A 24,143-nucleotide genomic window follows, 5' to 3' on the forward strand; every position below is an offset into this window, starting at 1 on the left:
TGTTATGACAACATTCTTAATTGGTTTGGCTATTTTACTAATAGGAGGTGCTTTATACGGCGCTTATTGTGAAAAAGTATTTGGCCCAGATGACAGAAAAACACCTGCACTTGCTCAGAGTGATGGAGTAGACTATGTTCCAATGAAAAAATGGAAAAATAGTCTTATTGAGTTGCTTAATATAGCTGGTACAGGACCGATTTTAGGACCTATACAAGGTATTTTATTTGGTCCAATTGCGTTTATACTAATTCCTATTGGTTGTGTATTAGGAGGAGCTTTACATGACTATATGAGTGGAATGATTAGTATAAGAGAAAAAGGAGCACAGATGCCTTCTCTTATCAGCAGATTTTTAGGTAATAAGGTCTTTCAAGTTTATAATATCTTCCTTTGCTTATTAATGCTTTTGGTTGGTGCAGTTTTTATTTATACACCTGGAGATTTGGTAGTTACTCAAATTCTAAATATGAAATCAACTATCAATAATCCAGTCGTTTGGATAGTTTATGGAATCATCTTTGTATATTATTTATGTGCAACACTATTTCCAATTGATAAAATAATAGGAAAAATATATCCAATATTTGGAGCCATTCTACTTTTATCTGCTGCTGGTGTTGGAATTGGAATATTTACACAGGGTTATGACTTAGCCAATTTAAGCCTAGCAAATTGGAAAGGTATCCATCCTAATGGAATTCCTCTTATCCCTACATTCTTTGTTACAGTTGCTTGTGGTATTGTTTCTGGATTCCACTCAACTCAAGCTACTCTTATAGCAAGATCAGTTTCAAATGAAAAAGAAGGTAGAAGCACTTTTTATAATATGATGATTTTGGAAGGTTTAATTGCCATGATTTGGGCGGCAGCTGCTATGGGTATTTACAATAAAGGAATACCTAGTGAATTAATAGGTTCTCCTGATGTAATAGGTTTAGTTGCTAGAGACTTACTTGGTTCTGTTGGTGGTATTATAGCTATAATAGGTGTTATTGTTTTACCAATAACTTCTGGAGATACAGCTTTAAGATCTTTAAGATTAATGCTTGCAGATTATTTCCATTATGACCAAAAAGAAAAGAAACATCGTGTTATATTATCAATCTGTATATTTATTCCTGTTATAGCCATCCTTATATTTGCAAAACTTAGCACTTCTGGATTTAATATATTATGGAGATATTTCTCTTGGAGTAACCAAACTATTGCTATATTCGCCTTTGCTATGATTACAGTTTATCTTATAATAAAAGAAAAAAATTATATCATAAGCTTAATCCCAGGTATGTTTTATTCTTTTGTAATTTCTAGTTATATATTCAATGCTCAAATTGGATTTAACTTAAGTATAAATATATCATATATTTTAGCTACCATTTTTACTGTTTTGTATGCTGTTTTAACTGTATACTATGGCAGAAAACTAAAAAGCAAAACGGATACAAATCTAGCTAGCTAGCTAAATATAAATATTATTAGATTTTTATTAAAACTTTTAATTTTAAATAACTCAATAAAAAGAGGCTGTCTCAAAATAGAGATTAGCCTCTTTCTTATTAAATACATTAATAAATAAACAGCCACCTTTTATTGGAATATTTATCCTATATATTTAATATAAATAAATAAAAGATTTAAAATAATCTACATTGTTTATATACTCAAAATAATTTTTTGGAGGAATACTTATGAATAATAAATTACATGAACTAGAAAAAAATTTACCAGAAACATCTTGTTCTTTTTGTACACACCTTTCATTGAAGGGGCCTAGCCTAGATTACAGATATGATATTAAATGTGTTATTTCAGATACCAAACCTGATTTTAGAGGATGTTGTGAATATTTTGAGCCAGAATATACAGACTTAAATACAGGAGATTTAGACAATCTATACATAAACTTTCTTGAGACATGCCTTAAGGTAAACTATAATGATTATATTAATTCTATGTACTGGAAGTTGTTTAAAGAAAGAACTTTACTAGAGAACAACTTTAAATGTTCTATATGTGGTTCAACTGAAAATATTGATGTGTATCATATTAATAAAAATTTAGGAAGAGAAACTTCTGAAGATATAATTGTTAAATGTAAGAAATGTAATTGTAAATAAGTGTATAAAATTCAAATAACTTCACATAATAAGTTTAAATAAAAAACTTAGGAGGTTATTTATGAAAAATAATAATTTAAATTGTGATGCTACTAACTGTGCTTATAATACTAGTGGATATTGTTATGCTGGTAGCATAAAAGTAGATGGAATGCAAGCAACTACTACAGGAAATACTTACTGTGCTTCTTTTGAAGACAAATATACATCTGGTATAACTAGTCGTTCTAATGACACTAACCAAGTTGATACAGATAATATTCATTGTGAAGCTGTAAAATGTAAATACAACAAGAATGAACTTTGCAAAGCTGAAAAAGTTCATATAAACTCAGGAAATGCAAGCTGTGAAACTTTTGAAATGAAATAATTTCATTGATACTTAACTATTTAGTATTTATAAAAAATAAAATGGAACCTATAAAACAGATACCTTTTAAAAGATATCTATTATAGGTTCTTTTTTACAATTAAAGCATTATGTATTAGGAAGTAAATGTAATTATAAGTTATCATCTTGAACTAAATTTTACACCAAATATATCCATAAGAAACATAAATATTGGAACTCCAATTAATAATCCCCATACACCTAAATAATGCTCTCCTACAAGTAAAATAATGAAAACAAAACAAACTGGAAGTTTTGTTCTATTTGACATCAACTTAGGATTTAATATATATGTTTCCACTGCATGCACTATACAAATCATGGCCAAAACGCCAAATACTTTTGCTATTCCTCCTATATTAAGAGCTATTACTGTTAATGGAATTAGAGACACTATAACTCCAGCTACTGGAATAAGACCCAAAACAAAAATCATAAGTCCTAAAGCCCATATTTGAGGAAAACCCATAAATCCTAAAAAAATCATAGAAACAATAGAATTTATAAATGCAATCATTACTTGTACTTTCATTACATCACCAAAATTTTTCACAAAACTTTTTCCAAAAAATACAAGAGAATTATAGATGAAAGAAATTTTACTTTCTGCAAGTTTATTTCCAAATTTTTTAATATCATTTTTTTCAAGTAAAAGCAGTAAACTAAGTAAAAAAGCTAGTAATATATTTATCCCAAAACTTCCAACTTTAGTTGCTGCTGATGCTATTAACAATCCTGCCTGTGAAATATATTTATTAAAATCCAACTTTGAAACAATAGGATAAATCTTTGGCCCTAAAGATTGAGCAAATTGATTTACATCAAAATTACTTAAAATCCTGCTTAACTCTGTAAGTTGAACTATAATTATTGGCACAACTGCATAACTAATTAGTACTAATAATATAGCAAATAACGAATATAATACTATAATTATTAATGAATCAGGAACATAGAAAGAAAATAATTTCCTAATTCTTTTTCTTATGGAAACTAATAAATTATAAAAAACAAAAGTCATTATAAATGTTAAAAGCACCATATTTAACATATACCAAAATGTAATTAAAATAATCACTACCACAGATATAGAAACAATCTTATATTTTGAACTATCGGGTGTCAATTCTTTATTATTTTCCACAGCGTAATCCTCCCCAGATTTTTACTACTTAACAATCAAACTTATTACTCTAATTCTAAAATCTAATTAGGAGAACATTAAAAATAATGCATTAATTCTTCCTAATACAACATTAAATTTTAGAGAAGATAATTTTAGATAATACATACTTATATCTAATTCTGCCTACATTATATATTTAAATCATTATTATCTATATCAGATAGTAAATCATATATCTCTGGATATTCAAAAAATAAGCCCTTTTTTAATAATTGTCTTATTTCACCTGTACTTACCCATTTTATATCACTTACTTCTTCTTTTTGTAAAATTGCATTTGATACATCATACTCTTTTTTAACTAAATATACATCCCATAAAGTATCTCCATGAATCATACTTCTAAAAATCTTTATCTCATCTTTGGATATATCAATTCCTATTTCTTCCTTAGCCTCACGAATTGCACCATCTAAACTTTCTTCTCCAGAAACAATACATCCAGTTGTCATCCCCCATATATTTGGCAGTGTCTTTTTATTTTCAGACCTTTTCTGAATTAAAACCTGAAAATTACTATTTACAATCCACACTTCAACTGCTAAATGATAATATCCTTCTTCAATAGAATTATCTCGCTCTATAACATTTCCTGTTTTAATTCCATCAGCATTATACAAATCCCATAATTCCACTTTCAAATCTCCTTACTTTCCTTATAAAGTTAACTAAAATATAGATACATTTTAGTATAATTAATTTTGTTCATTTTTTATTACAATGCTTGATTTACATTTATGTTCATCATTTTTCTTTTCTTTCCACGCTTTTATATCATCTATAATGAATCTATGTTTAAGAGATTTTGTATCAAATTTAAACATTCTAAACACTATTTGTAATACATACCCTAAACCTAAAGCACTTACAAGTGTACCAATTCCTACAGAACCACCTAATAACCAACCAGCAACGAGTGCTAATATTTCAAGAACTGTTCTAACAAGACGTACAGACCTATTAGTTTTTTTCTGAAGAGCAATCATAAGACCATCTCTTGGCCCACTTCCAAGGCAAACTCCTAAATACAAAAAACTAGCTATAGCAGCTAAGATGATTCCTATAACAACCATGAATACTCCTATATAAGTATTACTTGCATGAGGTATCACACCTGAAAATATTACTAAATCAATGAAAATTCCTATAAATGTCATATTTAGCAATGTACCCCATCCTATATTTTCACCAAAAACTGCATCCAATATAACGATTATAACACCTACCAATATGGACGCCTGACCTATAGTTATACCTAATTTTATAGATAAACCTTGATGAAGCACATCCCAAGGCATAAGACCAACATGTGCATTAACCATAAGCACAGAAGAAATTGCAAATATAAAAAAACCTGAAAACAACCTTATCATACTTTTTAAATTAATTTTTCCCATTAAAAATCACTCCTCATAATAATAATAACAATAAATACCAATAAAATATATATATAAGTACAAAGTTTTACAAAATTTTTCATCATTTTAATATAGAATTTCAATCATAAAAAAAGTGGCAATCCATATTTTACACGTCTTCACCTATATTCTAAGCTTTAGTGTAAAAATAGATATACCACTTTTCTAATATTTAAACATTTTTAGTTAATTTAATTAATTTTCACTATAAATTCTAGCTTCTTCTTCTCCATTTAGCACTCTAAGAGTTCCAAAAGCAAGTGATTCTAACTCATTTTCTCCTGCCATAATTTCTACTGGAGCTATAAATTCAACTCTCTTTTTAACCATTGAAGTAAACATTTCAGAATATGCAATTCCACCTGTTATAATTATAGCATCAACTTTTCCATCTACTACAGTTGCTAATTCTCCAATTCCTTTTGCCAATTGATATGCCATTGCCTCATAAATAATTTTGGCTTCTTCATTTCCTTCTGCTATCATCTTTTCAACTTCTCTAGCATCTACAGTATTTAAATATGAAACTATACCACCTTTACCTCTTATCTTTTTAGTCATTTCTCTTTCTGAGCATTGACCTGAATAACAAGCAGCTACTAATTTTGTAGCAGGAACTCTTCCTGATCTTTCTGGTGAAAATGGCCCTTCATCATCAGATAACATATCAACCATTCTTCCTTTTTCATGAAGATAAATACTTACTCCTCCACCAATATGAGCTACTATTAAGTTTAAACTCTTGTAATCTTTACCTCTATCTTTAGCATATTTTAAAGCCATTGCTCTAGTATTTAATGCATGCCCTGCACTTGCTCTATCAATTCCACAAAGCCCAGATACTCTTGCTATATCTATAAGTTCGTCTACTGCAACAGAATCATAGATATATGAATTTATTCCAAGTGGTTCTGATATTGCATGTGCAACAACTGCTCCTAAATTTGAAGCATGCTCAAGTACTGGTCTATGTTTAAGTACATCAATCATTTCTTCATTTACTAAATATGCCCCTGATTTTACTGGTGGTAAAACTCCACCTCTTCCAACTATTGCACTAAGAGATTTTAAATCTATATTGTTTTCTTCAAGAATACTTAAAACTGCCTCTTTACGCATTTCAAATTGGTCTTGAATTGTATTATATTTTGCAATCTCCTCTGCTGGGTGGTCTATCGTCTTCACAAGAATTTGTTCTTCTCCATCATATACTCCTATTTTTGTAGAAGTAGAACCTGGATTTATGGCTAATATTCTATAAGTCATACTTTTCTTCCTTTCGCATTAATTTCTATAGTTTATCTTATATATATTATAAACTATTTGCCAACCATTTCCATACCTTCATGGAAAGCTTTTATATTTAACTCGACAAATTTTGGTTTAACATTTTCACTTATAATTTTTTCCCAGTCAATAGACTCTAGTTCCATAGATTTAACTAGACATCCTAATAAAATAACATTCATTATCTTTGCATTTCCTAATTCTTCAGCTTTATCTGCTGCATTTATCACTTTTGCATTTAATCTATTTAATTCTGCATCTATATCATTTTCTTGATATTCAGCTCCTCCGATTAAAACAGTCATAGAGTCTATTCTATGATTATTTACTAAAGCTTTTCCTTCTGGCTTTAGATAATTAAACCATCTTAAAGCCTCCATCTTTTCAAAAGATACTAAAATGTCTGCTCCTCCAATTTCTATAACTGGAGAATGAACACAATCTCCATATCTAACTTGTGAAGAAACTGAACCTCCTCTTTGGCTCATACCATGTATCTCACTCATTTTTACATCATATCCAGCTTCCATCAATCCCATAGTTAATAATTTACTAGCAAGTATAGTTCCTTGACCTCCTACACCTACCAAAAGTATACTCTTAGTCATATTATTTTTCCTCCTTAACTATTGCTTGTTTTGGACAAACTTGTGAACATACTCCACATCCTACACACTGATTTCTATCTATATTTGATAATTTATTTTCTTTATCAAATGATAGTGCTGGACATCCAGTTTTTAAGCATAATTTACATCCTATACACTTATCATGGTCAACCTTACACTTAGTTTTAAATGGATTATTAAACTCTTCTATATCTTCTTTAGAGAATTTTTTAAGTACACATGGCCATCTTGTGATTATTACAGATGGTTCATCTTCTATAGCCAAAGCCCAATCTAATGCTTCATTTACTTCTTTTAGATTATTAGGGTCTATAACTCTTACATGTTCTATTCCACAAGCTTTGACTAATCCTTCTATGTCAACATCTTTAGTTTTATCACCTTGTAAAGTATATCCTGAACCTGGATTTTCTTGATGTCCTGTCATTCCAGTTATTCTATTGTCTAATATTACTGATATAGAATTACCTCTATTGTAAACTACATCTAAAAGACCATTTATTCCTGTATGGAAGAAAGTTGAATCTCCAAGTACACCTACTAATCTCTTTTCATTTCCTTCTTTCATGTTAAGAACTTTTTGAGCACCATGTGCAGTTCCAAAGGCAGAACCCATACAAACAACATAATCTATTCCATTATATGGAGGAGCAAATCCAAGAGTATAACATCCTATATCTCCACCAACTATTAAATTTTTTCTCTTTCCAAGTTCATAGAAGAATCCTCTATGTGGACATCCTGCACAGAAACTTGGTGGTCTTGGTGTTACTAATTCAGTTTTATATTCTATAGTGTCATTTGTTTTTCCAAATATAGCTTTTCTTAAAACATCTGGTGTCATTTCTCCATATGGAGGTATTACATCTTTTCCAATACAATCTATTCCATACGCTTTTATTTGTTCTTCTATAAATGGGTCGTTTTCTTCTATTACATATATTTTATCTACTTTGTCTGCAAATTCTTTTATTTTTTCATAAGGTAATGGATTTGTAAATCCTAACTTCATATATGATGCATTTTTTTCAAATACTTCTTTAGCAAAATTACAACACATACCTGAAGCTATAACACCTATTTTTGTATCATTTATTTCATAGTAGTTTAATTCAGTTTCATTTGAGAATTTTTTAAGAGTTTCCATTCTCTCTTCAACAACGCCTCTTCTTATTTGAGCATTTGCTGGAACAGTAACCATTTTTTTAGCATTTTTCACATACTCTTTAATTTCAACTTCTTCTCTATCATAACACTCTACTAAACCTTTTGAGTGACAGAGTCTTGTTGTAACTCTATATAAAACTGGTGTATCATATTTTTCACTTACTTCAAAAGCTTCTTTTATCATATCTTTAGCTTCTTGGCTAGTTGATGGTTCAAATAAAGGTATCTTTGCAAACTTTGCATACATTCTATTGTCTTGTTCATTTTGAGATGAATGCATTCCCGGTTCATCTGCAGTAATAAGTACCATACCACCATTTACGCCTGTATATGCATAAGTAAATATTGGATCCGCTGCAACATTTACACCAACATGTTTCATAGAAGCCATAGTTCTTGCTCCTGCAATTGAACCCCCTATAGCAGCCTCAAGTGCTACCTTTTCGTTTGGAGCCCATTCTGCAACTATTGCATCTTTATATGTTGCTAAATTTTCTAGTATTTCTGTACTTGGAGTACCTGGATATGCAGATGCATATTTAACACCAGCCTCATAGGCTCCACGTGCAATTGCCTCATTACCTGTCATCAATTGTTTCATATAAAATTCCCTCCATCTACAATTATTAAATTCATAGTCCACCCAATTTGTTCAATGAAATTAATTATTTATTTTTACTTCTAAACTTTCAAGTGCTTCTTTTATAATACTTGGTGCTTTCTTACATTTTTCTTCTGAAACTGCACAAACTGCAAATCTTAATCCCATCTTCAATGGAATTGCAAATACATTGTGTTTAGTTAATTCTTCACATACTTCTCTTGGATTATCACATGGTATACTTACAAAGAAACCTGCTATATATGGAAGAATTTCTAATCCTACTCTTTCAGCTTCTTTTACAAATACATCTGCTCTTCTAGTCAGCATTTTTTTGTATACTTCTTTTTCCTCCTCATATTCTTTGAATTTTTTAGGGTCATTTACAATATTAGATAGAACTGCCATAGCACTTCTATTGCAATTTGACCAGTTTGCTCTACATGAATGAACACATGAATAATGGAACTCTTCTGCTACATCTTCACTTGAAGATATACAAATTATAGCTCCCATTCTCATTCCATAAGCTGTAAATCCTTTTGACATACTAAAACCAACTAATATAAGAACGTTTTCAGGCAAGTTGGAAAATTTCTTAAAGAATTTTCTACATACATCATCATCACCTGCAAAGTCAATATATGCTGAATCTACGAAAAATATTATCTTTTTGTCTTTATCTTGTGCAACTTCTTTTGATAAGTCTAATATTTTATCCCACTCATCATCTGCAACACTATATCCTGTTGGATTGTGAGCTGGTGTATTTATAATTGTAAAAACTCTTCCTTGTTTTTCTGCTATATTCACAAAATTTTCTTTGAATGAATCAAAATTAAATTTTCTATTTTCATCAAACAATTGGTAGTTTACTACTTTTCTATTAGCTTCTTCAGCTATACTAACATATGGACTCCAAAACCAATCAGATGTTAAAACTTCGTCACCTTCATTTGTATAATTCCATACAGCTAGTTTTATTGCACCACTTCCTCCCGGTGAAGCTAATACTCTTATATGTCCTTCTGGTAAGTAATCTCTAAAAAATACTTTTTTAACTGCTTCTAAGTAGTCTGGCTGACCTTCAAGGGCTGCATATGCACCTATATCACAGTTATCTAATGCTTTATATTCATCATATACAGTTTTCATTGTTATTAATTTTCCTGAGTCATCCATTAGAGCGCCTATTGTTGCATTTATTACATTATCCATACCTAAAGCTTTTTCTGCTGCTTGAGCTCTTCCAGATAAGCTAAATATAACATCATTTTCTTTTGGCCACATTGCATGCTTACCAACCATACTTTGACTCATACCATCACCCCTAAAATTGTATTTACTCTCACATTTATATTAAGCAATTAGCATGCCAACAAATTTAACTTTATGTAAAACTACTTTTGTTTAGAATTCTGATTTTTTTCACTACTAAAATTAAGTGTTTAAGTTATTTTTCTTACAAATCTATGTGCTTGTCTGAAAAAATAAAATTCTACAAAAAAATAATGTTAATTTTTCTTAACATTCGTTTTGAAAAATTAACATCACCTCAAAATAATTTATATGTAATTATGTCAAATATTTTTATTATACTTTTTCCATAGAGATGTTCTACTTATTCCAAGAACTTGTGCAACTTCATTTTTGGAAAGCCCCTGAGCAAAAAGCATGCTTATTATTTTTTCTTCAACATACTTATTTACTTCTTTTATATCTATACTTACCTTACCATCATTTATCTTACTTATATCTATGACTTTATCTGTAGTTTCCATACTTGCTGTTGTTTCAACATTAAATTCTTCTACACTGGAACTAGGTACTGCTTCTTTAGCCTTAAAGTTTTGCTCTTTTCTTAATTTAATTTTCCCTGTCACAACATACTTTTGAGCTATTGTTTTTAGCTCTCTAACATTTCCAGGCCAACTATAATTATATAGCGCATTTATCTCATCCTTAGTTAGAGCAAAATTTTCATCTATACTGTTTATTCCATGTAAACCATCATCCTTTAAAACTTCATTTACAAAATTATTAAACAATGGTATTATATCTTCTCTTCTATCTCTTAAAGGAGGGATATTTATCTCTAAACTACTTAATCTATAAAATAAGTCAGCTCTAAATGTACCCATAACTATTTTTTCTGTTAAAGATTCATTGGTAGCTGCTATGATTCTAATATCCAAAGGTATTATGTAGTCAGAGCCAATTCTCATTATTTGTCGCTCCTCTATTACTCTTAATAGTTTTGTCTGAATATTAAATGAGACACTGTTTATTTCATCAAGAAAAAGAGTTCCTCCATGAGCAAGTTCAAATAACCCTCTTTTTCCACCTTTCCTAGCACCTGTAAATGCACCTTCTTCATATCCAAAAAGCTCACTTTCAAGTAAATTTTCTGCTATAGTAGCACAGTTTATAGCCACAAAAGGCCTGTCTTTTCTTTTGCTTATATTATGTATACTATGGGCTATAATTTCTTTACCAGACCCACTTTCTCCATAAAGTAGTGTTGTGTAATCACTTTTCCCAATTTTTTTAGCTTCTTCAATAAATTCCTTTGTTAATTTATCTTTAAATAAAAAATCATCAAAAGTATATCTAGCATATAGACCTTTTTGATTTAAATCAAACCTTATTTTTCTTTCTAAATTTTGTAGCTTAGTTATATCTTGTATTATTCCTAAAACTCCATAAGTGCTATCATCTACTTTTATTAATGTTGTTCTAGTATTAACAATCAAGTTGTTTATATTTCTTATCTTCCTATCTTCTACATCATCTTTCTCATGTAGACAATCTAATAGCCATCCCATTTTTGGAAATATATCTAGAATATATTTATTAAGCGCGCATTTTCTTTCTACTTTAAGCATGTTTTTTGCACTTTCATTGTACAAAATTATACTTCCATTACTATCTATAGCAATTACTCCATCTTTTATGCCATCTAATATATTTCTTAATACTTCATTATTAAATTTTTCCTCGCCTAATGTATCTAATAATTTCTTACAATACTCAACAGCTTCTCTTATAGATTCGTCACTGGCAGTTGCAAATACACTATCAATACCATATTGTCTCGCAAAAGAACACGCTAGACCTCCACCAACTATTACAACTTCATCTTTTTGGTCTATATACTTTACAACCTTACTTCTTATTTCGTATTTAGATTCAAACCATTCTTCAGTTATTTCAGTACTTATGACATTTCTCCAACCAACATAATCAAAAGAAACTTCATTATCTCCAAGTATTAATACTACTTTTTTAGAATATCGCTTTGCCATTTCTATTGCTCTTAGAAGGTCGGTTGATTTCATATTCATGGGTATTACAGGTACACTTACTGTGTCTATTACTAAACTATAACCTCCTCCTCTACCGATTATAGCTTGAGCACCTTTCTCAACAAGTATACGTCCTTGATTTTCCATTAAATCAAGATTAAGTATGTCGATTATTATAGTTCCATTTTCTACATCTTCTCTATATAATTCTTCTATTCTTTCTTTTAATTCAATATCAGAGGCTATAATTCCTATCTTCTTTTGCAATAAAATCACCTCAATTTTAAATTATAGTATATACTGATTTCTACCTGCTTTTTTTGATTTATATAGGTTTTTGTCTGCATCTTCAATTAATATCTCGACATCTTTTCTACTACGACATCTTTTTATACTTACTCCAGCACTTATAGTCACATAGTTTTCTACTTTAGAGTATATATGTTCAATTCCTTCAAATTCAAGAAGTTTAAAAATTCTTTTAATATATATTTCTATCTTATCAATCTCTTCAACATTTATTGATTTTATAGAATCTACTAGTATTAAGATTTCCTCTCCTCCATATCTAATTATGTGTTCAGTAATATCTATAAATACATTTTTTATAATGTCAGTTACTTTAATTATAACTTTATCTCCTGCTGGATGACCATAGTTATCATTATAGCTTTTAAAATAATCTATATCAATCAATATTGCCATCATATTTTTATCTCTATCTTCATTGAATAAATTCAATTGTTGTTCTAAGTATCTTCTATTATATAGTCGAGTTAGTCCATCAGTTAGAATATCATTTTCCAATTTCTTATTATTATCTACAAGTAATCTTAAACTTTCTTGTTTTTGTCTTAATTCATATTGTTTATGAATACCTTGTGATGTTTTATAAGAATTGTTTTTTTCCCACTTATCTGAATACCAATCCATACTTTTATAATATTCAATTGCTAGTTTGAACTCTTTTTTCAATTCATATCCTTTTGCTATTAGGCCATAAAATATCGACAGTTTTTTAGGATTTAATGAACTTTTTTTAACTAAGTTTAAACCTTTCAAATAATATCTTATTCCTTCATCTACATTGTTAAATTTTATATATAAATCTCCATATAACTTATAAATATAATCTAATTTAGAATTATATATAAAAACATCTCCAAAACTTTTATATATGTTTTTTGATAAAATCAAATATGCATTTACTCTTTCAAAATTACAAGTATCTTTCTTTAACTCTATTTCGGCTGAATATAAAAATATGAATGAGTACAAATAATCTTTATATACGCCTTCAACAACATCCATCAGTTCTATAGTTTTTTCTAAAACAACTTCTGCTTCTTTATTCATATCTTCTTTTAAATATGCCCATATAAGGTCTATTTTTATTGCTACTCTTTCAGTTGAACATACTGAATTATTATTATGTGCAACATCTAGTGCATTTTTTATATACTTTATGGCTTCTCTGTTATTCCCACTTTCTAAATAACAAAGGCTTATTATACATTTGCAAAAAGCTTCTATAGAATATAGATTATTTTCCTGGGCTAATCTTAGACATTCAATCAAATACTCCATACTTTTTATAAAGTTGTTAAATAAGTATAGATATACCCTACCAAATATATAATTTGCTCTACTTACAAGAACTTTATTTTTTAATTTTTTAAAAAAGGATACTTCCTCTACTAATAGTACTACTTCAGATTTAGTTTTATATAGTGCACTTATTTCTACACATAAACTCATATTAAACAAAACCAATAATTCATTCAAACGTTGTTGTTTTATAATTTTTTTGGCTAAAAAATAAAAATGATTTGCTTTATCGTATTTTTTTATAGAAATAGCAGATAGAGTAAGATAAATATAAATCTTAGATATTATATCTGCATCATCTTTTAGTGATAATTGTTTAATATCTTTTAGTGAAACTATCAAATAATTATACGATGCTTCTCTATCTTTTTTTACATAGTTTATTAGACTAATTAAATATAAAATATAGACTCTATCTTTAGCATCTATTTTTGTATTTAAAAGGTCTTTGTGATAATCCAAGATGTAGTTTAAATCGGTCAAATTCAGATAGAACTTAGTCAACATATCATATTCTATCTTTTTTATATTTCTCTTTAAATCTTCTATTAAACTCCCTTTCAAGTAAATCACCAATCCTATTTCAAGAGTTAAAAATTCTTAAAATCATAATAATGCAAACATCTATTTCTTCCAGTTTGTTTTGCTTTGTATAAGGCTTTATCCGCATTTTCAATTATTTCACTTATATCTATACTACTATTTTTACAAGTATCAATACCAATACTAATCGTCAAATCATCATTTAAGAATTTTTTTACAACCTTACATAACTTTTTTCCAAATACTTTGCTTTTTCTATAATCTTTGCATATAGACAATATTAAAAATTCCTCTCCTCCATACCTTATAACAGACATGTCCTCTTTTAAATATTTTTTTATTATCATAGTTATATTTTTAAGAGCAATATCTCCATTATAATGACCATGAGTGTCATTGTATTCCTTAAAATAATCTACATCTATCATAAATGCAGAACTGTACTCACTAATCTCTTGTTTTTCTAAGAAATTATTTAAATATGCTCTATTATAAGCATTTGTCAAAGGGTCGATGTATTTTTTCTTATCTAAATCGAGTTTTATTTTTTTCATATTATTTATTTCTTTTTCGATATGTTCATGTCTATAATTTAAGGAGTCTATATAATTTCTATTCCTAGCTTTCATATACATCTGTTTTAACTCATAGTACATTTTAAAGTATCTCATACTCATTTCATAATCTTGTATCTTCTCAAAACACATGTGTATAGTTTTATATGCTTCTTTCACATAATTATAATTTTTAGCTTCTTTAGCCTTTTCAAGAAGTTTTTTGCTTGTAATCAAGGACTTTTCATAATCTTCAAATATATAATATATATTAATCTGATGATAAATCACTTCTAAATCATATATTATATACTCTTCTACATTATTTATGTTATTTAATAAACTTTTAGCCCGATTTAAATAACAAGTTGATTTCTCAAATGATTTTTCATTACTTTCTGCATAGTACATAGCTAGATTTATACATAAGTCTAATTTTTCTACTTCTTTTAAATCTTGATTCTTAAATTTTTCCAAATATACTTCAGATTTTGCTAAATTATTTATAGCACCTGAATAGTCTTTAGTTTTTATTAATAATTTAGTTATGTTATTTGATGCTCTATACTTTTGAATTATATTTACGTTTGTATATTTCTTATTCTTTATTACTTCATTAAAGTATCCTCTTGCTCCTTCATAATTTTCAAATGAACATTCACATTCCCCTAGCTTTATATCGCATAGTGAGCATACTTCTATATCTTTTGATAACTCTGCATATTTTCTTGCTTTTAAGAAATTCATTTTAGCAATTAATGCATCATCTAAAAACAAAAAATATATCTTACCAATTATAAAAAAATATATTTTTTTACAATTAAAATCATTAGTTTCTTTTACTTTTATATATAAGTCTTCTATTTCCTTAATTATTATAGAAGAATCAATACATTTACTTGCTTTAATATAAATCAATTGAGATTCAAAGATAATTTCTTCCACTAAAAAATTGCTCCCCTTACAAATAAGATTAAATTTATCTATATATAGATCTGCTCTATTTACATCTTCATTCTTTAAACTTAAAATGGCTATTTGTGAATAAAATCGTGCTAAAAACACATAATCTTTAGGTAAGTATTGTTCAATATATTTACAGGAAATCAAAATATACTTTTTCATTTTTTCACTAAATCCTTGAATACCATACAGTAAAGCTAGCAAAAAATTTAATTTTAATAACATTAAACTACTTTGTTCAGTTTTGTAGGAATTAATTGAATTGTTAATTTCATCAATTCTTTTTTCAAAAAAGTTATCATTATTTAATAGTTTTTCATTCAAGGTCAGCTTAAACATTGAATCTAAAATTATACTATCTATATCTTCCAAATATTTATTATATATTGTAACCCACCTCCGACTTTCATTATCTCATAAATTTAGTAATTTTCCATACTATTTTTAAAAAAAGTCGGTGTCTTAATTTAGAAATTTCTCCTAAATTAAGACATAAATTACACTAAACTATACAATTTTCTATTTGAATTATATAATCTTGACAATTTTCGCAAATTATCACACTTACAATGTAACTATTATCAACTTTATTTGCTCTTGATAATTTATTAAAAGACATCCCTTTATAATCACTAGATATATTACTTATTACATATTTTCCATCCTTACTAAAAATATAAAAATGATATTCTAAAAACGGAAAGAATTTTTTCTTTTCTTTTACACCCTCCAAGCATAATGGGCATGCTTCTTGATAGTATTCTATATCAAAATCAACATCTTCTGATTCATTAAGTATCTCAATTATTTTTGGAATGCTTATTTCTTGAATTGGACTTTCTTCATCATTTATTAAAGCACTGCAATTATCTTCTTTTAATAAATATTCCTTGTCTTCATATATAAACTTGTACAAACTCATATTATATCCTCCTAATAATTATTAATCTCCCAAGTTATTCTACCACTTAAACATTCTTAATAAAAGTAATTGTTATATAATTTTATAATATTTCTTATTAAGTAAGTTATATACATATATTGTATACATATAATTTACTTAATTATCTTAAAACCCAACTTTACGTTTTGAACATCCAGTTTTTCAAAACCTATTGTCAAAATTCACTTTACCTATTAATATAAGTATATGAATACAGAGATTGGATATAGATGTAACACACTTAACTATTTTATAAGATACAATTTAGTATCAAATTTTATATATTGTATAGGGGGAGATACAGATGTATAAAGATAAAAGTGATGAATGTATACACTTAATGACTGCATATATTGATAGCATAAGTGGATATTATTCATTTATAGACACACAATTAGATGACTTTATGGTGAAGTATGGTGAAAACATTGTTGATTCAAATTTACATAGCATAATGATGTTGCTTTGTAAATGGGGATTAGCCTAACATTTCGAGCAACTTTTTTGTATATTGTATTCTATATTATTTATTCATTGATAAAAAAGAAATTGACATAAATTTAAAGGCTATATATAGATTAAAAAAATCTATATATGGCCTTTTTGAATTTTAATAAATATCCTATATATATACTATATCAACAAAAACAATTTAAGTTTATTTATCTAATATGCTATAATTTACTTACCTACAATAATAAAAATATCTAATATGTATTATTCAGTTTAACTAATCACAATATCATCTCTTCATTTACAATTAAGATATTTTCAATATAGTAATACTCAATTTTAATATAATGAAAAGGAGAATTTGATATGAACTATAATGAATTATTAGAATCTGCTAGAGATAACTTTAATGGAAAATGTAAAGTCTGTAAGATTTGTAATGGATTAGCTTGTGCTGGAAATGTTCCTGGCATGGGAGGAAAAGGAAGTGGCTCTTCTTTTATAGAAAATAGAAGAAGCTTGGAAAGAGTAAAAATAAATATGAGAGTAATACATAATGTTTCAAATCCAGATACTACTATCGAGTTATTTGGTAAAAAAATGAGTGCTCCTATATTTGCTGCACCTGTATCAGGTACTATGTTAAATATGGGTGGTAAGATTTCTGAAAAAGAATACATAGAACCTGTTGTTAGAGGTTGCTCTAACTCTGGAATCTATGCCATGGTTGGAGATACCAATGTAGATACTTTTTTATTGGATAATTTAGACGTTTTAAAAGATAATGCTGGAGATGGAATTGTATTTATAAAGCCTTGGAAAAATTCAAAGATAATAGAAAAAATTAGATTATCTGAAGAGGCTGGTGCTTTTGCAGTTGGTGTAGACCTTGATGCTTGTGGATTAATTAATAATCAGCTTCAAGAAAATCCTTTTTCACCTAAGACAGTTGAAGAGATTAGAGAGTTGGTTGAAGCGACTAAATTGCCTTTTATAATAAAAGGGATTATGACTGTGGATGATGCTTTGATGGCTGTAGAGTCTGGAGCTAGTGCTATTGTTGTTTCAAATCATGGTGGAAGAGTGCTTGATTACACGCCTGGTACTTGTGAGGTGCTTCCAGATATAGCTAAGGTTGTAAAAGGAAAGATAACTATACTTGCTGATGGTGGTGTTAGAACTGGTGTTGATGTGGTTAAGATGTTAGGTTTGGGTGCTGATGCTGTTTTGATGGGAAGACCTTTTGTTACTGCTTCTTTTGGTGGAGGTCTTGATGGTGTTGAGTTTTTTATAGATAAGGTTAGGAATGAGTTATGTGAGACTATGATTTTGACTGGTTGTCAAGAGGTTAAGGATATTGATGGTAGGGTTATATGGAAGTGATTGTAAAATAGTTTTATAGCATATATATTTAAATAGTATATTATTTCACATGTAAAAATAGTGTCTCATTTAAATTAAAAAATTACATTGAGACACTATTTAATATGTTTTTTAGATTTTAATCCTATGAAAGAGTAGGGTCAGTTAGTCTACCCAACTTATCCCAAGTAGCTGGTCCAACTACTCCATCTGCAGATAAACCGTATTTTTTTTGGAAACGTACAATTGTATTATATGTATCGCTTCCAAAAACACTATCTATACTTAAACCATAACCAAGTAAAGATAACATAATTTGTGCAGCTTTAACTTCTTTTCCACTATCATCTTTACGTATAACTTTTGTTGTACTTATAGTCAGATATTCATTACCCATAATTGTTATAGTTTTAGCATCTATGTTATAAGAAACAGTATAACGTGCATAAACACCTTTACTATTATCATCATTCATTAGATTAGCCGATTCTGGAACAAATATCTCATCATCTGGCTTAGGTTCTATATTTGCATCTTCACAATTCTGTTTATGTTCATCTCTTATTTCTTGTGGCGCATTTTCATATGTATATATGTATCCAGAAAGAGTAAAAGAATCTATATTTTTCTCTGAAACAACTTCCTTACTTCCTCCTTTACCTGTGTCAGCAAATGCTACACTTGTAAAAGTAAGCATTAAACAACACATAATCGCTAATGTTTTTTTTGATTTTTTTAACATAAAATCCTCCTTGTAATTATTTTATTAATTGATTGTAATCTTTTATATTCATTTCTATTATGTCATAGTCTCTAGGTATTTTACCTTGTAATTTGCATTTATCTTCATAAAATTTTCTAATTTTACTTGGCGCATCTTTATAATAAATATCTATAATTTTATCAGTCTTCTTATTCAATAAAAATTCATTAATCTTGTTATTCATTCCATTATTACTCTCATCAATTTTAATCTGAGCATCAACTTCAATAAAAGATGTTATCGAAGTCATAAATACCAAAATAGCAATTAGTATTCCACTTCTACCTTTCTTCTTAACAATACTATTTAGTCTTTTTTCTAAATTTGTCTTACTAAACTCTGTTGTCAAAATTCCACTCTGATAATTTTTACTTAACTTAATTGACTTTATAAGTGCTAATGCATATTCTTTCTTCTCTTTTAAAGAACAGTCATTCAAAACACTTTCATCACAACATAATTCACAATCGATATTTACTCTATTGCTCATTATATAAACAAGTGGATTAAACCAATATATTATTTTCACAAATAACACTGCAAACTTTATTAAAAGATCTTTGTTTTTAAAGTGCATCAATTCATGTCTTAAAATCCAATTTAACTCATCCTTACTATAAGGATAATCTGGTAAAAATATGTACGATTTAAATAATCCCATACCTGCTGGACTTATCAGTTCATCAGAACCTCTTAATTCAATTTTCTTTCTTATTTTTAATTCTTTCAGTAAATCCTTATACATACAGTTAACATCATCATCTTCTATATCATAAGATACATCAACAACAAGATTTTTAAATTTTGTATATTTTACAAAAGTATATACTGCAATAACTATAGCGACAAATATCCATAAACAAGCTAAATACAACATAAAATTATTATCTGTAGGAACAGTGATTTCTGTAATATTATTTCCTACTACATTATTACTTTTTGATTCTTTTACTTCATACACTATTGTATAATTAAAAAGAAAAAGCAACATTCTAAAGACTATTACTAACCAAATATAATAATTGAACTTTTTACTAAAATTCTTAAATAAATATCTTTTCAAAAATAATAATAGACAAATACCAAGACTACATACAATAGTTGTCTGTATAAGATTTTCAAAAACTTGTATCATATAACTATTCATCCTTTAAATTATCAAAGTAATTTTCTAGAAAATCCAGCTTATTTTTATCTATAGCTTCATCCTCATGTAAAGCTGAAATTAAACTTACCAAAGAATCATTATGTATATTACTTAGGAAATCCTTTGTCTCAAAGTTTAAGTATTCCTGTTGCTTAACCACTATTGTGTAATGTGTATATCTATCTATTTTTTGAGCATATAAGAATTCTTTTTTTACTAGTCTTGATAAAAGTGTCAGTGTTGTGGTTTGTTTCCATCCATATTCTTGCTCCATTGCTTCAATAACATCTTTTGATGTCACTGTAGCATCTACTCTCCAAATAAATTTCATTACTTTTAGTTCTGCTTGTGGTATTTTTTTTATCATGATTTACACCTCCCCCAAAACTCTTTCTAACATAATTCTACAACAAGAGAATTTTTTAGTCAAATACTTTATGAAAAAATTGTGAATTTTTACATTTTATGTTAATTTTCTAATCTTTTTTAAAATATTATAAGTTAGATTTAATAATACAATTCATTAAATTTTTTATTATATTATTAATAACGACAATATATTAATATTTTTTATCTTGAGTAGTACCTAATTATGAATATTCTTTTTTACATGCAAAGAACATTATAATACTTTTTGGGGAAATAAACTAGACTAATCTTTAAATCGCTTTTGATATTAAATTTTTATGTATATTTTTTAAAAAGCTTTTGTTTCAAAGCTAAAATACTTTCTTTGTTTTATTACCACACTATAGTGTAAGTCAATTTATGCATAAATAAATTCTATCTCAATAGAGTCTTATATGCAAGAGAATTAAAGCAAACCTTTTCATCCAATTTTTACCATATAAGTTTTTTAAAATTCTTCTTTTTTCATATCCTATCGTTTCCTAAAGCTTTTTCTAGCCTAAGTCAATAATAGGCACCTTTTAACAAACAACCACATAGAAGTATTTCCATATAATTTATGCATTCGTTTTATTTTTTTAAGCAAAATTTATTTCATAATTTAAAATCTTTTTTATTTTCTCATAATAATATTGAATAATGGATTATATTCTAGTATTATATAGTTGTAGAATAAAACTAAATCGGCAAAACTAGAGAAATTTAGTGACGCAAAGCTATAGGGACTAAGACTTATAAAGTATCTTATGAGTTATGTCAGCCAGTTGCCAAAAAGATATTTTCTTTTTGTTTTTATGAAAGTTTTTTAGGGGGATGTAAAATGTTTATAGAGAAAATAGATACGTGTACACATGTATTAACTGCTTATATTAGTAGTTCACATGATTATTGTAATTTTATAGATACACAGCTAGATGATTTTATGCTAGAGTACGGAGAAAATGTAGTAGAATCATATTTATATCAAGTGATGGTCTTGGTAAATAAGTATAATTAGATAGATTTTATTTTCTAGAAAATCCTTTTTAGTTTTATCTACTTTTAAATAATCTTATAATAAATGATACGAATTTAATTCAAATATATTTCTTTTTTGTATTATAATCGTTATGGTTTTATTTTTTATAAAATCCAATAGGATAAAAATACAAAATAATATCAAAAACAAAAAAAGAAACTACAATCTATTGCTCTAGAGTGAATTTTCATAATCAATCATAGTAAGTTATTTTTTATAACACTCAATTTTTATATCAAGCTAAAAATCGCTCTTTCACAGAGTGACTTTTTACTTTTTGAGAAATAATATATATTTCTTAAGAAAGAATAAATGTATATAAATCTAGCTCTTAAAATAACACTCTAAATAAAAATTCCCTCATTTCTCCAGTTCATTTCTTATTAATAGATTGACTGTAGAATATAAAACTATAAATATTTTCAAGAATATATAAAATAATTTGCCACCAAATTACAACTTACTAGTAGCAATATGGTGACAAATCAAACTTTTGTTATATTCTATATATTGGAAACACTAGTTTTTTTATTTTTTAATCAATTTCTGACTTAAATGGAGTGTCATCAGCTTTTGCTATTCTGTATTCTTTATCAGTTATATAACCAAGTTCATGCATTTTGTACAACACAGTCAACTGTCTCTTTTTAGCCTCTCCATGGTCAATATACCTCGCAGGATTATTGGTCATCCCCGCAAGCATAGCACACTCAGCTAGGTTTAACTCTCCAACTTTTTTACCAAAATACACTTCAGCTCCTTTTGCAGCTCCATATGCATTTTTTCCTAGGTACATATTATTTAGATACGCTTCAAGGATTTCATCTTTACTCATAATCTTATTCATCTGCTTTGCATTATACATATCCCTTATTTTTCTCTTCATAGTTTTATCATCACTTGTAAGCAGATTTTTTGAAACTTGCATATCTATAGTACTTCCACCTTGTGTTGTGTCTGTAAACACATTATTAAGTACTGACCTAGCTAAGGAAATAACATCTACTCCTTTATGCTTATAAAATCTCTCATCTTCTATTGAAACTATAGCCTGTTTTAAGTCCTTTGGCATTTGTTTTATACTGACAACCTCACTACTTATATATTTAGACTTAATTAATTTTTTAGTGACTTCAGGTGAACCTTTTATAGCTGAAACTGTAAAAATTGCACCTGCCACTGAAAATATAATAAGTGCCACTAACATAACAGATAATAATGCTCTAGCTATTTTAATTCTCTTTTGCTTTCTTCTTTTTTTGCTTTTTAATTTTCTATCTCTTTGCTTGTACTCAACTCTTCGTCTATCTCTCTGACTATAATCTGTATTTAAAGGTCTTACATTATCTCTTGTAAAACTATCTCTTTTTATAATATTTTGTGAATCTACCTTTTCACTCATTCTTTTACTAGAGGCTGTCTGAGAATTTTTACTTTTTTTACTTGTTGAAGTATAAGAATGTTTAGATTTTTTATTACTATCTTTATTATTACTAACTTTTTTACGTCTTATTTTATTATTATCATCATCATTGTAATAACCCATTTTAGTCTCCCTTCTTTATATAAGGTACATTATACATTGTTCCACAAAATAAATCAAAGAACAAAATTGTAAGTTTAAGGGTCAATTTTATAAAGGATATTTTCACTAATTTTCTCTATATTTGCGATTAATATTCATCTTTTATTTTTAAAAATAGCTTTGCAGTTGCTAAAGTGTCACTATCAGCTCTATGAGCATTTATATTCTCTATATTATAATAAGCACAAGCTGTTTCAAGCTTCTTATTTTTTCCTTTATAACTTTTACATTTTTTTAATAATTCTAGTGTACATATATAATTATTTATTGGCTCTAAATCCAACTTTCTAAGATAGTAATTTAAAAACTTTAAATCAAATTTTGCATTATGTGCAATTATAGTTCTATCACCTATGTATTTTCTAAATCTAGGTAAAACCAACTCTAAAGACTCCTCTTTTTCTACCATTTCATTACTTATGTGTGTCAATTCCGTTATAAATGAAGAGATTATACCCTTAGGTTTTATTAACCTTGAATAGTTTTTTACAATTTCGTCATTTTTTATTTCTGTTACACCTATCTCTATTATTTCACAACCTTTATATGGATCTAATCCTGTAGTTTCTAAATCTACAACTACATATTCTCTCATGTCTCTTCTCCTTATTATCAAATGGATATATTTATATTCTATATTTATGCAATATACTAATCAATACTTAATTTTATATGATATATGAAATTTTTAC

22 protein-coding genes and 1 riboswitch are annotated in these 24,143 nt (G+C 27.6%); of the genes, 6 read left to right on the forward strand and 16 right to left on the reverse strand.

The genetic code is table 11. The features are described from left to right. Positions 1-4: 4 nt before the first annotated feature. The 3 genes from IC174_RS09710 (at position 5) to IC174_RS09720 (ending at position 2,490) form a co-directional block, all read left to right on the forward strand. Positions 5-1,462, forward strand: a complete 1,458-nt coding sequence (locus tag IC174_RS09710) for a carbon starvation protein A (protein WP_227432662.1) — start codon at positions 5-7, stop codon at positions 1,460-1,462. A gap of 229 nt (positions 1,463-1,691) precedes the next feature. Next, positions 1,692-2,120 carry a hypothetical protein gene (locus IC174_RS09715; RefSeq protein ID WP_227482816.1) on the forward strand — a complete coding sequence of 143 codons (429 nt, stop codon included), beginning with the start codon at positions 1,692-1,694 and terminating at the stop codon, positions 2,118-2,120. Between the two features lie 61 nt (positions 2,121-2,181). Then, positions 2,182-2,490, forward strand: a complete 309-nt coding sequence (locus IC174_RS09720; RefSeq protein WP_021385244.1) for a DUF1540 domain-containing protein — start codon at positions 2,182-2,184, stop codon at positions 2,488-2,490. A gap of 142 nt (positions 2,491-2,632) precedes the next feature. Here the strand turns inward: IC174_RS09720 and IC174_RS09725 are convergent, their stop codons facing one another. The 11 genes from IC174_RS09725 to IC174_RS09775 form a co-directional block, all read right to left on the reverse strand. Next, positions 2,633-3,655, reverse strand: a complete 1,023-nt coding sequence (locus IC174_RS09725) for an AI-2E family transporter (protein ID WP_227432660.1) — start codon at positions 3,653-3,655, stop codon at positions 2,633-2,635. Between the two features lie 170 nt (positions 3,656-3,825). Further along, on the reverse strand, positions 3,826-4,332 hold the full coding sequence (locus IC174_RS09730) for an NUDIX hydrolase (protein ID WP_227432659.1): 507 nt from the start codon (positions 4,330-4,332) through the stop codon (positions 3,826-3,828). A gap of 60 nt (positions 4,333-4,392) precedes the next feature. Next, complete coding sequence (locus IC174_RS09735; RefSeq protein WP_227482817.1) at positions 4,393-5,094, reverse strand: hypothetical protein; 702 nt, start codon at positions 5,092-5,094, stop codon at positions 4,393-4,395. A 216-nt stretch (positions 5,095-5,310) separates the two neighbouring features. Beyond that, on the reverse strand, positions 5,311-6,381 hold the full coding sequence (gene buk, locus IC174_RS09740; protein WP_227482818.1) for a butyrate kinase: 1,071 nt from the start codon (positions 6,379-6,381) through the stop codon (positions 5,311-5,313). Between the two features lie 53 nt (positions 6,382-6,434). After that, entirely contained in the window at positions 6,435-7,010 is a 576-nt protein-coding gene (locus IC174_RS09745) for an indolepyruvate oxidoreductase subunit beta (RefSeq protein ID WP_227432656.1), read from the reverse strand. Between the two features lies 1 nt (position 7,011). Beyond that, complete coding sequence (iorA, locus tag IC174_RS09750; RefSeq protein WP_227482819.1) at positions 7,012-8,799, reverse strand: indolepyruvate ferredoxin oxidoreductase subunit alpha; 1,788 nt, start codon at positions 8,797-8,799, stop codon at positions 7,012-7,014. A gap of 60 nt (positions 8,800-8,859) precedes the next feature. Beyond that, positions 8,860-10,119, reverse strand: a complete 1,260-nt coding sequence (locus IC174_RS09755; protein WP_227482820.1) for a pyridoxal phosphate-dependent aminotransferase — start codon at positions 10,117-10,119, stop codon at positions 8,860-8,862. A 260-nt stretch (positions 10,120-10,379) separates the two neighbouring features. After that, complete coding sequence (locus IC174_RS09760; RefSeq protein WP_255625499.1) at positions 10,380-12,371, reverse strand: sigma 54-interacting transcriptional regulator; 1,992 nt, start codon at positions 12,369-12,371, stop codon at positions 10,380-10,382. A 21-nt stretch (positions 12,372-12,392) separates the two neighbouring features. Then, the gene (locus IC174_RS09765) at positions 12,393-14,219 is read right to left on the reverse strand and encodes a diguanylate cyclase domain-containing protein (protein ID WP_413927128.1); all 1,827 of its coding nucleotides are present in this window, start codon (positions 14,217-14,219) and stop codon (positions 12,393-12,395) included. Between the two features lie 83 nt (positions 14,220-14,302). Next, a complete protein-coding gene (locus IC174_RS09770; RefSeq protein ID WP_227432651.1) occupies positions 14,303-15,934 on the reverse strand; it encodes a GGDEF domain-containing protein in 1,632 nt (543 codons plus the stop codon). Positions 15,935-16,274: 340 nt separating this feature from the next. Further along, on the reverse strand, positions 16,275-16,694 hold the full coding sequence (locus tag IC174_RS09775) for a DUF3785 domain-containing protein (RefSeq protein WP_227432650.1): 420 nt from the start codon (positions 16,692-16,694) through the stop codon (positions 16,275-16,277). A gap of 325 nt (positions 16,695-17,019) precedes the next feature. Between IC174_RS09775 and IC174_RS09780 the strand changes: the two genes are divergently transcribed. Together IC174_RS09780 and IC174_RS09785 are read left to right on the forward strand one after the other, a co-directional pair. Beyond that, positions 17,020-17,202 (forward strand): hypothetical protein, encoded by a 183-nt coding sequence (locus IC174_RS09780; RefSeq protein ID WP_227432649.1) that lies wholly within the window; start codon positions 17,020-17,022, stop codon positions 17,200-17,202. Between the two features lie 332 nt (positions 17,203-17,534). Further along, complete coding sequence (locus IC174_RS09785; protein ID WP_227432648.1) at positions 17,535-18,551, forward strand: alpha-hydroxy-acid oxidizing protein; 1,017 nt, start codon at positions 17,535-17,537, stop codon at positions 18,549-18,551. Between the two features lie 124 nt (positions 18,552-18,675). Here IC174_RS09785 and IC174_RS09790 read toward each other — a convergent pair whose 3' ends face one another. Genes IC174_RS09790 through IC174_RS09800 form a run of 3 tightly spaced genes read right to left on the reverse strand, consistent with a single transcriptional unit; the run spans position 18,676 to position 20,807 of the window. Then, entirely contained in the window at positions 18,676-19,272 is a 597-nt protein-coding gene (locus tag IC174_RS09790) for a peptidoglycan-binding protein (protein WP_227432647.1), read from the reverse strand. A gap of 16 nt (positions 19,273-19,288) precedes the next feature. Beyond that, a complete protein-coding gene (locus tag IC174_RS09795; protein WP_227432646.1) occupies positions 19,289-20,440 on the reverse strand; it encodes a M56 family metallopeptidase in 1,152 nt (383 codons plus the stop codon). Then, positions 20,433-20,807: a BlaI/MecI/CopY family transcriptional regulator gene (locus IC174_RS09800; RefSeq protein WP_255612849.1), complete on the reverse strand. Its 375-nt coding sequence runs from the start codon at positions 20,805-20,807 to the stop codon at positions 20,433-20,435. The genes IC174_RS09795 and IC174_RS09800 overlap by 8 nt, the downstream gene beginning before the upstream one ends. Before the next feature lie 716 nt (positions 20,808-21,523). Then, a riboswitch (cyclic di-GMP riboswitch) is annotated at positions 21,524-21,620 on the forward strand. A gap of 48 nt (positions 21,621-21,668) precedes the next feature. Here IC174_RS09800 and IC174_RS09805 point away from each other — a divergent pair. Further along, on the forward strand, positions 21,669-21,845 hold the full coding sequence (locus IC174_RS09805) for a hypothetical protein (RefSeq protein ID WP_227432645.1): 177 nt from the start codon (positions 21,669-21,671) through the stop codon (positions 21,843-21,845). Between the two features lie 556 nt (positions 21,846-22,401). Here IC174_RS09805 and IC174_RS09810 read toward each other — a convergent pair. Together IC174_RS09810 and IC174_RS09815 are read right to left on the reverse strand one after the other, a co-directional pair. Beyond that, positions 22,402-23,412 (reverse strand): biosynthetic peptidoglycan transglycosylase, encoded by a 1,011-nt coding sequence (locus tag IC174_RS09810; RefSeq protein ID WP_227482822.1) that lies wholly within the window; start codon positions 23,410-23,412, stop codon positions 22,402-22,404. Between the two features lie 127 nt (positions 23,413-23,539). Beyond that, complete coding sequence (locus IC174_RS09815; protein ID WP_227432643.1) at positions 23,540-24,046, reverse strand: PolC-type DNA polymerase III; 507 nt, start codon at positions 24,044-24,046, stop codon at positions 23,540-23,542. Positions 24,047-24,143: the final 97 nt, after the last annotated feature.

This window comes from Clostridioides sp. ES-S-0001-03 (assembly GCF_020676075.1).
Lineage (GTDB): Bacteria > Bacillota > Clostridia > Peptostreptococcales > Peptostreptococcaceae > Clostridioides.